The sequence below is a fragment of the Microcoleus vaginatus FACHB-2002 genome (assembly GCF_040004035.1).
Lineage (GTDB): Bacteria > Cyanobacteriota > Cyanobacteriia > Cyanobacteriales > Microcoleaceae > Microcoleus > Microcoleus vaginatus_C.
Window position 1 is genome coordinate 17245 of sequence record NZ_JAMPLN010000010.1, and the last position, 13657, is coordinate 30901.

Here is a 13657-nt window from a genome sequence, read left to right on the forward strand (position 1 = left end):
TTAAGGAATCAGGGGATGCAGAAAAAATGCCCAGAAACCGGGTTTGCATACAGCTTCGGTGCAATAAGAGATGTCCGCGAGATTCCTCGCTAATTAGCTAGACGCGCCACATATGCCACAGATTCACTATCTGCCGGACGATCGCACGCTCGAGATAGACGACGACGATATAATTCTCGAAGCTTCCCTGCGTGCCGACATTCCCCACACCCACATCTGCGGCGGTAGCGCCCGATGTTCGACTTGCCGCGTATTGATTGTCGAAGGTTTGGAATTTTGCTCTCCGCGCACTTCGCCGGAAGAGGAACTTGCCAAAAAATTGCGTTTAGAACCGGAAATTAGGCTGGCTTGTCAGACGCAGGTTGCAGGCGGCAAGGTGATTTTGCGCCGACTGGCGATCGATTCTGAAGACTTGGAATCATTTAACGACGAAATGGCGGGCAAGTCAATTTCTGCTCCTGTGGGTCAAGAGAAAAAAATAGCAATTTTGTTTGCGGATATTCGAGGATTTACGCCTTTTGCAGAATCGCTGTTGCCCTACGATGTAATTTATGTTTTAAATCGCTATTTCCAAAAAATGGGTTATGCGATCAACCGCAATGGCGGGATGATTAATAATTACATGGGAGATGGTTTTATGGCGCTGTTTGGGTTGGAAAATCCCGACAAAGCGGCGGAACAAGCAGTGAGGGCTGGGGTGGAGATGCTGGAGGAACTAGAGAAACTCAATCCCTATTTTGAGACTTTATACCGTCACCGATTGCGGATTGGGATTGGCATTCACTGCGGGTGGGTAGTTGTGGGGAATTTGGGGGCATCGAAGAGTCAGACAGTTACGGCGATCGGGGATGCGGTGAATTTGGCCAGCCGGATCGAGGCTGCTAATAAGCAAGTAGGAACAAGTTTACTGATTTCCGAGGAGACTTATCAGGAAGTTAAGGAATTGGCGATCGTCGATCGGCGCGTATCCGTGCCAATTCCGGGGAAAAGTGGCGAATATCCGCTGTATGAAGTAGTGGGGATGCCGCCGCTGCCCGTGGAAATCGAAGAAGTTTCTGAGGTAAGGGAAGATTCTATTTGGCAAAGTTTTGTCAATAAATTGTTGGCTCTGTATGCTGCAGCGTACAATTGGATTAGGAAAATTTGGATTCAAATTAGAAAACTCTAGAGCAACTTTTTTGAGTTGTGTTATTCCCTCGATAAGATGAATATTCCTCAGTCCATAGTTCGCATTTTTCTCATGCTCCCCAACGGTCAGATTGGGGCCCAACTGCGAGATAATATTCCAGGTATTGCCAGTCAAGGAATGCTTTCTACTTTTGGTGGTGGCGTGGACGTTGGAGAAAGTCCACAGCAGGCAGCCCTGCGAGAAATGGAGGAAGAAACTTGCCTCAAAACCAATTATTACAAAATGGAGTTTATCACAACTTTTACTCACCAAAAGACTCAAAATGAGAGAAAAATTTTACAAAAAAACCACCTTTTTTTGGCGAGAGTTAGCGATGGTGATAAAATAGAAATCAAAGAAGGTGTGGGTTTGGTAGTTTTGAGAAAAGATGTAGATTTCGAGAAAGTCAACGCAGGGGAAGGTACTCAAATGGCTTGGAAATTGTTGCAAGAATATTTAAAATAAAAACTCCCACACTACGTTTTCCCCGCGAGGGGACTGAAACTTCAATACAGAACTTCTTTACGATGTTGTCAAATACGAATTCAGATTACGAATCATTACTACAACGGGCGATCGCGATCGCAGCAAAAGCTCATGAGGGGCAGGTTGATAAGGCAGGCAATTCCTATCTCGATCATCCGCTATTTGTGATGGAAAATGTAAATTCTCTAGAGCAGAAAATCGTAGCGGTTCTACACGATGCTGTCGAAGATTCTGAACTTACACTTGAGCAACTTAGAACCGAAGGTTTTCCTGAAGTTCTAGTCTCGGCGATCGAGGCGATTACCAAAATAGAAGGAGAAGCGTATGCAGCTTATTTAGAGCGTGTGATTGCCAACCCGATCGCATTGCGAGTCAAGATCGCTGATGTTACTCATAACCTTGATATTCGTCGCATCGCTAATCCCACAGAGGCAGATTTTCAACGCATTGCAAAATACAAAAAAGTCCTCAGTCAGTTGCGTGCCGCCTTAAAATAATGATTAACCGCAAATATCCGCGTTCATCCGCGTACATCTGCGGTTAAAAAAATCCCCAAATCTAAGCCATCACCATCCCCCCATCCACATTAAAAACCTGCCCCGTTATATAAGCTGCGGCCGCATCCGCCGCCAAAAACTTCACCATCCCCGCAACTTCCTCAACTTCCCCGTATCTCCCCAGCGGAATATACTTCAAAATCTCATCAGACTTGACATCCTTAGTCATATCTGTAGTGATAAAACCCGGTGCAACTGCATTCACAGTAATCCCGCGACTGGCCAACTCCTTCGCCACAGTTTTAGTAAATCCAATTACCCCAGCTTTCGCCGCACTGTAATTAGCTTGTCCGGGATTGCCCATTTGCCCAGCAACCGAAGCAATATTAATAATGCGGCCGCTTCGCTGTTTCAGCATGATTTTACTGGCAGCTTTCGCACACAAAAACACGCCAGTTAGATTTAAATCAATTACCGCTTGCCAATCTTCCAACTTCATCCGCAGCAGCAAAGTATCGCGAGTAATGCCGGCATTGTTCACCAAAATGTCAATCCGTCCCCATTTTTCCATGACATTACTGGTGAGTAAATCTACTTGGTCAGTTTTCGAAACATCTGCTGCAAGTGCCACAGCTTCTCCTCCAGCAGCGACTATTTCTGCTACCACCTCATCAGCAGCAGCACTCGAACTCGCATAGTTGACGGCGACTTTAGCGCCTTCTGCTGCTAGGGTTAAAGCAACGGCGCGGCCAATTCCCCGCGACGCACCGGTCACGACAGCAACTTGACCCCGCAATCTCTGAAAAGTCTCTGGTAATAATTCCATAATTGTATCCTCGCAATCTACCAGAGAATTTTGCACTAAAATCGAGCCAGAACCAAAAAAATTATTTTGTCTTATGGCAGTTCAAAAACAGTTCAGCAGTTTTGAGGAGTTACTATCGGGCTCTGACTTGCCGGTGTTGGTAGATTTTTACGCTACTTGGTGCGGGCCTTGTCAGATGATGGCACCGATTTTGGAGCAAGTCAGCGGTCAGATGAAAGACAAGCTCATGGTTGTCAAAATTGACACGGATAAGTACGAACAGTTGGCGTCGCAGCATCACATTTATGCTTTGCCGACTTTGGTGTTGTTCAAAAATGGCGCTGAGGTCGATCGCATTGAGGGAGTGATGCAAGCGGCGCAGTTGATCGATCGAGTTCAACCTTACTTGTAGCACGAGCCAATTATCACACGTAGGGTGTGTCAGCCCACATCTGATTAATTATGAATAAGATAATCCTAGTTGACGCACCCTACTTATGAAGACTCCCAGCCACGCTATTATCAACCTCGCAATTCTCGGCAAACCGCAACTGCCGCAAGCTAATCTAATTATTGCGATCGGCGGAATTTTGCCGGATATTCCGATATTTTTATTTTACTTTTGGGCGAAATACATTGCTCGCTTGCCCGCAGCTACAATTTGGTCAGAAGCATATTATGAGCCTTTTGTGCAAAATATTGTGGCTCTGTTTCATTCAATTCCCCTGGCGGTTATTGGTTGGCTAATTGCTTATTACTTTGGCTGGCAAAGCGTGCAAATTCTGTTTATCAGCATGATACTACACTCTCTGGGAGATTTGCCTGTCCACAATGACGACGCTCATCGACACTTTTTTCCGTTCAGCAATTACCGTTTTATCAGTCCGTTTTCTTATTGGGATAGGAAGCACTACGGGTCAATTGTTTCTTTTCTAGAAATGTTGTTAGTGCTGCTGTCAACTTACCGCGTTTTTGGTTTTGTTAATTCTTATGCTGGAAAAACGTTGTTGATTTTGGTGAATGGTTTTTACTGGGCTGGCGCGGTTTATTTTCGGGTGCGAGATTTATTTAAATTCACTTCCCAAAGATGAAACATGAACTCAAAATTACCAAGTAGCAATTAGGAATTAGCAATTACCATATTATTAACTACGCCGAATATTAAAACAACACCAATCTTGGCGCTTCCATAGAGTAGCCACAATCCAGCCGTGCTGTTCGAGAGTGTCAGCAATGGGCTTAGCTTGTTCGAGCAAAATGCCGCTGAGCACGGCCCAAGTAGTGGGTTTGCTAATTGCCGTGAACTGCGGGATTAAATCAATGATTACTTCTGCTAAAATGTTGCAGATCAAACCGTCGATCGGATCATCGACCATTTCTTTCAGGCGATCGATACTGCCGAGCTCTGCAACTAACTGCTGAGAATTAACGCGGTTGAGTAGTCTGTTGCTAATGGTCGATCGCACTGCCAAAGGATCAGTATCCAAAGCATAAACTTTTGTAGCGCCCAACAACACTGCGCCGATCGACAAAATACCCGATCCGCAGCCGATATCGGCAACTACGCACTTGCTGTCATCAAAACCGAGACGCATTTCCAGCGATTCCAGACAAAGTTGAGTAGTGGCGTGAGCACCGGTACCGAAGGCCACACCCGGATCTAAACGCAAAATAATGCGATCGGTATCAGTCGGTAAGGGCAGCCAGGCCGGATTAATTAAAAAGCGATCGCCCACTTCTTGAGGCTGCCAGTGCTCCTTCCAAGTGCTGCCCCAGTCTTCGTCTTCAATCAAATCCCACTGCATAGCAGGTAGGGGCAAACCTGCACACAGGGCATCTTGGCGCAGCCACAGAGACAGAGCGGCCAAATCCAGCAATCCTGCCTGTTCTTCGGCCAAATAAGCCGACATCAGGCAGGAATTGCTTTTGAGCTCCGTAGCAGTTCCCCGACAGTTAAACCGTTCCAGACGCCAAAAGATGATATCTTCCAGCGCCGGATCGCAAAGAATTCTAATTTCCCACCAGCTATGTGCCATAACGATTTTAGATTTTAGATTTTAGATTTTAGATTGACCCAGGGGAACTGGAGACTGGGAACTGGGGAGTGAGGAATGAGGATTGGCTAATAGAAAAATTCCCGCTTTCTTGCCAATTACCAACGATCGATTACCCATTACCAATTATCAGCCCTTGCATCCAAAATCTAAACTCCAAAATCCGTCAAAGATTTACCGTGTAAGCATCCCGAATTCCCGGAACTTTTAGGATCTCCGCCAGTATCCCCTCTGGTAGAGGGTCATCGAGGCTCAAAACCATCACCGCATCGCCTCGCACGATTTTACGGCCTACTTGCATACTGGCAATATTGACATTAAAACTGCCCAATTGGGAACCAATTTTGCCAATAATCCCCGGCATATCGCGGTGTAGGGTAAACAGCATATGGTGAGTGGGGGAAACGTTGACTGGGAAATCGTCAACGCTGGTAATCCGAATTTCGCTTTCGCCGAGCACTGCACCTGTCACGGTGTGTTCGCCCAGGGTTCCCTTGGCCGAGAGGTGCAGGGAGCCGGTGTAGTCGCGAATGGAGGCGTCTCTGGTTTCGACGACGCGAATTCCGCGTTCTTTGGCTTCAATGCTGGCGTTGACGTAGTTAACGCGCTCTCGCAGGGCTTGGGAGAGCAGGCCTTTGAGGGCGGCGACGACTACGGGCTGGCTTTGGTTGCTGGCCAATTCGCCTTGGAGTTGAACGTTGAGGTAATCGACTCGGCCTCCGGCTAGCTGGCTGACGAGGTTGCCGAGGGTTTCGGCGAGTTGTAGGTAGGGTTTGAGTTTTTCGATCGAGTCTGGGAAAATGCCGGGTATGTTGACAGCCGATCGCGCGGGCAGCCCCAACAGCACGTCGCGAATTTGTTCAGCAACATCGATCGCCACATTCACCTGAGCTTCCGCTGTGGAAGCTCCCAAATGGGGCGTCAGCACGATGTTTTGGCCGACACTCCGCAGCGGGGAATCAGCTTCCAGCGGTTCGTGTTCGTAAACGTCCAAAGCTGCGCCGGCGATCTTGCCTTCTTTGATGGCTTCTGCGAGGGCTGCTTCGTCGATGATGCCGCCTCTGGCGCAGTTTATGATGCGGGCCGTGGGCTTCATTTTCGAGAGCACTTCCGCGTTAATTAAGTGCAGGGTTTCCGGCGTTTTGGGGATGTGCAGGGTGATGTAGTCGGATTCGCGCATCAGCAGTTCGAGTTCTACCAAGCGGCAGCCCAACTGGTCGGCTCTTTCGGTCGAAATGAAGGGATCGTAGGCCAGCAGTTTCATGCCCATTGCTTTGGCTGCGGCGGCGAGGTGGGAGCCGATTTTGCCCAAACCAACGATGCCGAGGGTTTTTTTGTAAACTTCTACGCCGATAAAGCGGTTGCGTTCCCATTTACCCGCTTTGACGGATGCGTTGGCTTCCGGGATGTGGCGGGACATCGAGAGCATCATGGCGAGCGCGTGTTCGGCGGCGGCGATCGTGTTGCCTTCGGGGGAATTGACGACTACAATTCCTTTGCGGGTAGCGGCGGGTACATCGACATTATCTACGCCGACGCCGGCTCTGCCGATGATTTTGAGTGAATTCCCGGCTTCTATGATTTCTTTGGTAACTTGGGTGCCAGAACGGATCATTAAAGCGTCGTAATCTGGAATAATTTTTACCAGTTGTTCGGCTGAGAGTCCTGTGTTTACGTCAACTTGCGCGACTTGGGAGAGGATGTCAATTCCGGCTTGGTCGATCGGATCGGATACTAGAACTTTAGGCATAGCAAGCAATTGAGTGGAATTAGTAAAAATAGGCAAGCGCGTTGGCGAGCACAAAGTTGAGGCTTAAACCAGGGACAGTATCTAACAGCTCAGCTTAAACTTGCGTTTGTGCAGTTTGAATTGTATCTGCATTCGGTCTTGACCGACCGTTTTTGCTTGAAATATTTTAGGTTTCGGGGCGATCGCACTCTCAGATGCTCTGGAAATCCCCGAACTGCTTAGCTAGTATGTCTTTTCCGACTATAATTATTTCTAGGTGTCCGAGCCTAACCATCAGGAATTATTGTCAATGAATTATCTTATCGCCGTACTGCCCGATCGAATTCAAGCCGAAGCTGCCTACAGTGCTCTCGAAAAAGAAGGCTTGCCCATGAAGCAAGTCAGCATTTTGGGTCGTGGCTACAAAACTGCTGATGAATTTGGCTTGATCGACCCCAACCAGCAAGCGAATAAACAAGCTAAACTCATGGCTGTTTGGCTGGTGCCGTTTGGCTTTATTGCTGGCGTTACTTTCAGTTTGATGACTCAGTTGAAGACTTTTGCGTGGGCGGGCGAAATTGGCGATCACGCGATCGGCGGAGTGCTAGGTGCGATCGCCGGCGGGATGGGCAGCTTTGTTGTTGGCGGCGCGGGCGGCATGGCTTTTGGCAGCGGCGATGCTTTGCCCTACCGCAACCGTTTGAATGCGGGTAAATATTTGATTGCGGTTAAGGGTACTGATGATTTGACTGGGAAAGCTGCGAAGATTTTGCAGCAGTTTGAACCAGAAAATATCCAAGGTTATACAGAGACTTAGTTATTTGTTGACTGTCAACTGTTGACGGTTAACTGTTAACTGTTGACATTCTAATCGTGTAATATTTGGAGGCAGTTATGGAATTACCAACTATCCCCCTACATTCTCCCCTAGAATTAACACTCGAATTAACTGATGAGCAGTTTTTTCAGTTGTGTATAGACAACCGGGATTTAAGATTTGAGCGGACTGCTAGTGGAGGATTAATTATTATGCCACCTACGGGTAGCGAGACTGGTAATTTCAACATTGACTTATCGTATCAACTTCAATCTTGGAGCAGACAAAATAAGCATTTGGGAATTGCTTTTGATTCTTCAACTGGATTTAAACTGCCCGACGGTACAGATATTTCTCCCGATGCTGCTTGGGTGCGCCGCGACAGGTGGGATGCTTTAACTGCTGAAGAAAAAAAGAAATTTGCGCCGATTTGTCCCGATTTTGTGGTGGAATTGCGATCGACCACTGACTCCCTAGAAAAATTGCGGGCTAAAATGAAAGTGTATGTGAAAAATGGAGCGAGGTTGGGATGGTTGCTCGATCGCAAAAATAGAAAAGTAGAAATCTCCCGTCAAGGTTCAGATGTGGAAATTTTAGACTCGCCTGCAACTCTGTCAGGCGAAGATGTACTACCCGGTTTTGTTTTGGATTTAACTGATATTTTCTAAATTTGTAAGAAGACTTGGCGGTTGAAACCGCATCTATCAAGTCAAAACCCCCAGAGGCTGGTTAAAGAGGACAACTGGGGTAAAATTACGTTATTCTGTTTAGTCGGCATCCAGCAGACATGGTTTGTATAAACCTGCTTTCAACCGCCTTCTTATCTTTTCCCACTCATTCATGATATGATAGGCTGCCAAAGGTTGCGTTTGGTATGACCTATGAAAATCCTCCACGGGACTTGGATTCCTCAAACAGAAGAGAGTTTTGTTCAAGGTGGAACTTTTTGTCTTTGGGTTGAAACCACTAAAAAGAAAAAACAGCCTGCTAAGGTTCATCCCCGACAATTGGAGACGGCACAGTTAAGAGAGTTTCTAACAAAAGAAGCCGGGATTCAACTGCCACCAGTCAGCAATACAAGTGCGATGGGGCTAGAATACGCGATCGTCCCTCGGTATTTTTTACTCCCCACTGCCGATAACCAGCCGTTACCATCTTTAGAGTTAGCGCGATATTTAGAGACAGAATTACCCGAAACATTTGAGTTGGAGTATTGGGAAGTTGATTGTGTGTCCATCGCCACCCACACTTTGACTAAAGTATTGAACGATCTGCATTTTTTTGCCCTCTACGATTTAGCAGAAGTTCAGTTTGGTTCAGACTTGTTATTTTGGTATCACTACACCCAAAGTTTTAAGCAAATTGTTCTGAAAGATCATTATATTCCGGCGTTGCGCTATCGAGAAACTGCTCCGATCGCGATCGCACCCATCGAAACATCCGAACCCGCTGAGAAAGCCACGCGCGGGCGTAAGAAAGCGGGCGAGACAAAAACCAAAACAACTGCAAAAACTCCAAAAACACCTGCCAAAATTGCACCCAGCTTTGAGATTTATCCGGGATGGGAAATTGTTTCAACACAGTACGACACTGATTTACAACGCTATGTTGAATGGATGCCTTTAGTTTGTGTGTCCGGTTTTCGGAAGATCCAGCTACAAGATACACCAAAGTTCTACGATCGCGAACGGTTGCTGCGGCATTTTTCCGAGTGTGCGATCGCGGAAATTGTCACTCAAACCCCCATCCCAGCATCGTTTGAAAATAAGATTGCGGATTCTTTACTCCACATCTGCCTCAACCAAACACGAAAAATCGCGCGAGTAAGCCTTGAGCAATACCGGCAATGGCAAACCTGGCGCGATCGTATTACGCGCAATCAATCTGCTGACTCATTCTCCCTCTGCTTTCAACTACAATCCCCCGAAAACCCCGAACAGCCTTGGGTTTTAGAGTTTCAGGTGGCTGCGAAAAAAGACCCATCTCTGCGGATGCCGTTGCAGGATTATTGGCGATCGCGATCGACTCAACAAAAACAGTTGAAAACACAATTCGGAGACAACTTTGAGCAACATTTGCTTACAAATCTCGGCTACGCTGCCCGCATTTATCCCCAACTTTGGCAAGGGCTAGAAACCGACAAACCCGTTAACATTTCCCTCGGCTTAGATGATGCCTTCACCTTTCTGAGTGAGTCCGCTTGGGTATTAGAAGATGCCGGATATAAAGTGATTGTCCCCGCTTGGTGGACGCCGAAGGGACGGCAGCGGGCGAAGATTCGCCTGCAAGTCAAAGGGAAGGGCACCAAGAGCGCTGCAATCAAGGGCAAAGGGTTGTTTTCGGCGGATTCCTTGGTGGAATATCAATATGAATTGGCGATCGGGGGTGAACGGGTTAGCGAACAAGAATGGCAGGCGTTAGTAAATAGCAAAACACCGCTGGTGCAGTTCCGAGGACAATGGATGGAACTGGACAAAGACAAGATGCAGGAGATGTTGGAGTTTTGGAAAAAACATCGCCAAGAAAACCCCGATTTAAGCCTGATTGACTTTATGAAGTTGACGGCAGAAGGAGAAGCGAGCGAACAGTTGGAGGTTGAGCGCGATCGGGCTTTATCGGATATGTTGGAGAAGCTGCACGATAAGAGCCGGCTAGAGTTAATTGCAGATCCAGCAAAGTTTCAGGGCAAGTTACGCGATTATCAAAAGCGCGGTGTTTCTTGGTTGAGTTATTTAGAAAGCTTGGGATTAAATGGCTGTCTTGCCGACGATATGGGTTTGGGTAAATCGGCGCAGGTAATTGCTAGACTCCTGCAAGAGCGGGAAGTTTTATCTACTACAAAAGAGACAGAAAAAAAGACAGAAAAAGCGATCGCACCTTCGGTTCTACCCACGCTGCTAATTGCGCCCACTTCCGTAGTTGGTAACTGGCAAAAGGAAATGGAAAAGTTTGCTCCAGAATTGCGATCGCTGATTCACCACGGCCCTCAACGTTTGCAAGATGCCAAAGCATTTAAAGCCGCCGTCCAAGATTGCGATATGTTGATTACTTCCTTTACCTTGGTGCGAAAAGATGAGAAGCTGTTGAGCAGCGTAGCGTGGCATCGCGTGGTAATTGATGAAGCGCAGAATATTAAAAATCCCAAAGCGGCGCAAACCAAGGCGATTTTAAAGTTACCTGCTACCCATCGACTAGCATTGACTGGAACACCCGTGGAAAATCGATTGTTGGATTTATGGTCAATTTTTAATTTCCTCAATCCCGGATATTTGGGAAAAGAGGCACAGTTTCGGAAAATGTTTGAATTACCAATTCAAAAAAATGGGAGTCGCACGCAATCGGCAGCGCTCAAAAAATTAGTGGAACCCTTTATTCTCCGGCGCCTGAAAACCGATAAGTCGATTATTCAGGATCTCCCCGACAAAGTTGAGCAAAAGCTCTACTGCAATCTCACCCGCGAGCAAGCTTCGCTTTATGAAGCGATCGTGAAAGAGGTAGAACAAGAAATTGACGCGGCGGAAGGAATGAAGCGCAAGGGGATGATTTTGGCGACACTGCTGAAGCTGAAGCAAATTTGTAACCATCCGCGCCAGTTTTTGCAAGATGAAAGTGAGTTTACACCAGAGCGATCGCACAAACTGGAACGGCTGATCGAGATGATTGAGGAAGTCAAAGCAGAAGGCGAAAGTTTATTGGTATTTACGCAGTTTACAGAACTGGGAAGCGCGTTGGAAAAATATATTAAACAAACGCTACATTACAACACTTACTACATCCACGGGGGAACCAGTCGCGAAAAACGGGAACGGATGATTTCAGAGTTTCAAGATCCAGAGTCTGAACCTTCGGTATTTATTCTGTCACTGAAGGCGGGCGGCGTGGGAATTACGCTGACAAAAGCCAATCACGTGTTCCATTTCGATCGCTGGTGGAATCCGGCGGTGGAAGATCAGGCGACGGATCGGGCGTTTCGGATCGGACAGGAAAAAAATGTGTTTGTGCATAAGTTTGTGGCAATTGGCACTTTGGAAGAAAAGATTGACCAAATGATTGAGGACAAAAAGAAATTGGCAGGGTCAATTATTGGTGCGGATGAGTCGTGGTTGACTGAGTTGGATAATGAGGCATTTAAAAAGTTAATTAGGCTCAATAAAAATGCAGTTTTAGATTAGGAGAAACCAAAAAATATGTCACAATTTACTCGGACTTGGTGGGGCAATAAATTTATCGAGGGGCTGGAAAGATTTACTGATTCTGGGCGAATCGGGCGGGGACGTGCCTATGCACGAAACGGCAAGGTAAAAAGCTTTGGCATGAATGATGGGTTAGTGATGGCACAGGTGAGAGGCTCGGTTAATCCTTATTTTGGGGTTTATAAGGAGCCTCTGTACACAACTCAAATTGAGTTTGAGCCAATTAGTCAGGAAAAGTGGCAAATGGCGATCGCCCAAATGGCATCCAAAGCCAGCTTCATTTCCCGGCTGCTGCTCAACGAAATGCCCGACAATATTGAAAAGGCTTTTGCACCCCTCGGATTGCACCTTTTACCCAGCAGCCGCGAGGACTTTAAGACTACTTGCTCTTGCCCAGACTATAGCAATCCCTGCAAACATATTGCCGGAGTTTATTATTTGGTGGCGGCCGAATTGGACAAAGATCCATTTTTACTGTTTGAATTACGGGGGCTTTCTAAGGAAGTGCTGCACCGCGAATTGGCAAAAACGCCTTTGGGAATGGCGCTTTCTGCCGAGTTAACAGCGGATGCAGCGGCCCCTGTGGCGGTGGATTCCTATTACACGCAGGCGATCGCCAGTGAGGCGCAAACGGTCAGCCTGAAAGAGTTTTGGCATGGTGCGAAGCGATTACCGCAGACGATTGAGGTGGCAGCGCCAAGTGGGGTAAGTGCGATCGTGGTGAAGAAACAGGGAGATTTTCCACAGTTTTGGCACAAGGATGGTTCGTTTATTGAGGCGATGGAAGAACTGTATTTGCGGGTGAAGAAGAATAAGTAGTTGGGTGGACAATTTTGCTGCCATACTCGATCGAACTCTTGCACAAACTTTAACTCGAAGACTTCATAGATTTGGTACAATAATCGTGCTCATCATATCAACTTTACCAGCAACTAAAATCATAAGATCGTTATTTGATGATTTTAGACTATAATTAAATTAGTGCGACTGTTAAAAAAGTAGACTTTTTAGTTACAGCAAGCTTTGGCAATTTCAAATTAGAATCTAGCATTAACTGATGTTACAAAGAGAAGAACTGTTAAAAGGCATCGAAAACCGCGAATGTGTGGCGCGGGTACTCGACCAAGCAGAACAAGCAATTAAAACTTGGGAAGTTACTCAGACTGATTTTCTGTCGCCACCAGAATTGGCGGACACTCTGACGGTATTTAAGCGCTTAACAGACGTGGAATTAGTGGCTTGGGGCGGCTACCCGCAAGCTGAAAGACAAAGAATTGCGATCGCGCGATCGGATATCCCGATCGACTCTGCTAGCGTTAACGTTGCTGCGGTAGAAATCGCTGGCAATTTCTTGTTCGATACAGCTTCTCACCGCGACTTTTTAGGGGCGATGTTGGGTACGGGAATTGTCCGGGAGAAAACTGGCGATGTGATTGTTTTGGGAGAACGCGGCGCGCAAGCCATTGTCATGCCGGAGATGGTAGAGTATTTGGAGATGAGTTTGCAGCAAGTGCGATCGGTTCCTGTGCAAACGCGGCGCATTGAGTTGAGCGAACTCAAAATTAGAGAACCCAAAAAGAAAGAAATGACAACCGTTGAAGCATCCATGAGATTGGATGCTGTCGCCTCCGCTGGATTCGCAATGTCTCGCAGCAAAATGGCCGATTTAATTGATAGTGGCGACGTGCGAGTTAACTGGAAAGACGTTACTCAAGCTAGTTATAATGTCAAGTCGGGAGATTTAATTGCTGTTACGGGCAAGGGAAGATTGGAAATTGGGGAAGTTGCTGTTACTAAGAAGGAACGCTATCGAGTCCAGTTAACTCGATATTTGTAATTTATAGCCCAGAAACCGGGGTTTTTCCGAGAATATTGTTACACAGCCCAAAAACCCCGAAAAACCCGGTT

General features: G+C 46.8%; 13 protein-coding genes. 10 read left to right on the forward strand and 3 right to left on the reverse strand.

Annotated features, from left to right (window positions below):
• Nucleotides 1-112: 112 nt before the first annotated feature.
• The 3 genes from NDI35_RS11045 to NDI35_RS11055 all read left to right on the forward strand — a co-directional run bounded on the left by NDI35_RS11045 (nt 113) and on the right by NDI35_RS11055 (nt 2151).
• Nucleotides 113-1168 (forward strand): adenylate/guanylate cyclase domain-containing protein, encoded by a 1056-nt coding sequence (locus NDI35_RS11045; protein WP_445312779.1) that lies wholly within the window; start codon nt 113-115, stop codon nt 1166-1168.
• Nucleotides 1169-1204: 36 nt separating this feature from the next.
• Nucleotides 1205-1633, forward strand: coding sequence for an NUDIX domain-containing protein (locus NDI35_RS11050; RefSeq protein ID WP_445312780.1), 429 nt, complete (start codon nt 1205-1207; stop codon nt 1631-1633).
• A 62-nt stretch (nt 1634-1695) separates the two neighbouring features.
• Nucleotides 1696-2151 carry an HD domain-containing protein gene (locus NDI35_RS11055; RefSeq protein WP_445312781.1) on the forward strand — a complete coding sequence of 152 codons (456 nt, stop codon included), beginning with the start codon at nt 1696-1698 and terminating at the stop codon, nt 2149-2151.
• A gap of 61 nt (nt 2152-2212) precedes the next feature.
• Here the strand turns inward: NDI35_RS11055 and fabG are convergent, their stop codons facing one another.
• Nucleotides 2213-2977 (reverse strand): 3-oxoacyl-[acyl-carrier-protein] reductase, encoded by a 765-nt coding sequence (gene fabG / locus NDI35_RS11060; RefSeq protein ID WP_006634175.1) that lies wholly within the window; start codon nt 2975-2977, stop codon nt 2213-2215.
• 73 nt (nt 2978-3050) lie between these two features.
• Here fabG and trxA point away from each other — a divergent pair, with 73 nt between their 5' ends.
• Both trxA and NDI35_RS11070 read left to right on the forward strand, forming a co-directional pair.
• Complete coding sequence (trxA, locus tag NDI35_RS11065) at nt 3051-3368, forward strand: thioredoxin (protein ID WP_015178505.1); 318 nt, start codon at nt 3051-3053, stop codon at nt 3366-3368.
• 85 nt (nt 3369-3453) lie between these two features.
• Nucleotides 3454-4047, forward strand: a complete 594-nt coding sequence (locus NDI35_RS11070) for a hypothetical protein (protein ID WP_445312782.1) — start codon at nt 3454-3456, stop codon at nt 4045-4047.
• 54 nt (nt 4048-4101) lie between these two features.
• On the opposite strand, the gene prmA is transcribed toward NDI35_RS11070, so the two are convergent.
• A complete protein-coding gene (gene prmA / locus NDI35_RS11075; protein WP_445312783.1) occupies nt 4102-4992 on the reverse strand; it encodes a 50S ribosomal protein L11 methyltransferase in 891 nt (296 codons plus the stop codon).
• A gap of 184 nt (nt 4993-5176) precedes the next feature.
• Nucleotides 5177-6760, reverse strand: coding sequence for a phosphoglycerate dehydrogenase (gene serA / locus NDI35_RS11080; RefSeq protein WP_445312784.1), 1584 nt, complete (start codon nt 6758-6760; stop codon nt 5177-5179).
• Between the two features lie 289 nt (nt 6761-7049).
• Here serA and NDI35_RS11085 point away from each other — a divergent pair, with 289 nt between their 5' ends.
• The 5 genes from NDI35_RS11085 (at nt 7050) to NDI35_RS11105 (ending at nt 13586) form a co-directional block, all read left to right on the forward strand.
• Nucleotides 7050-7556, forward strand: coding sequence for a hypothetical protein (locus NDI35_RS11085; RefSeq protein ID WP_190738700.1), 507 nt, complete (start codon nt 7050-7052; stop codon nt 7554-7556).
• A 77-nt stretch (nt 7557-7633) separates the two neighbouring features.
• Complete coding sequence (locus NDI35_RS11090) at nt 7634-8224, forward strand: Uma2 family endonuclease (protein ID WP_445312785.1); 591 nt, start codon at nt 7634-7636, stop codon at nt 8222-8224.
• A gap of 213 nt (nt 8225-8437) precedes the next feature.
• Nucleotides 8438-11728: a DEAD/DEAH box helicase gene (locus tag NDI35_RS11095; RefSeq protein ID WP_445312786.1), complete on the forward strand. Its 3291-nt coding sequence runs from the start codon at nt 8438-8440 to the stop codon at nt 11726-11728.
• Between the two features lie 15 nt (nt 11729-11743).
• A complete protein-coding gene (locus tag NDI35_RS11100; RefSeq protein WP_445312787.1) occupies nt 11744-12568 on the forward strand; it encodes an SWIM zinc finger family protein in 825 nt (274 codons plus the stop codon).
• 238 nt (nt 12569-12806) lie between these two features.
• On the forward strand, nt 12807-13586 hold the full coding sequence (locus NDI35_RS11105) for a photosystem II electron transport protein, Sll1252 family (protein WP_445312788.1): 780 nt from the start codon (nt 12807-12809) through the stop codon (nt 13584-13586).
• Nucleotides 13587-13657 lie beyond the last annotated feature (71 nt).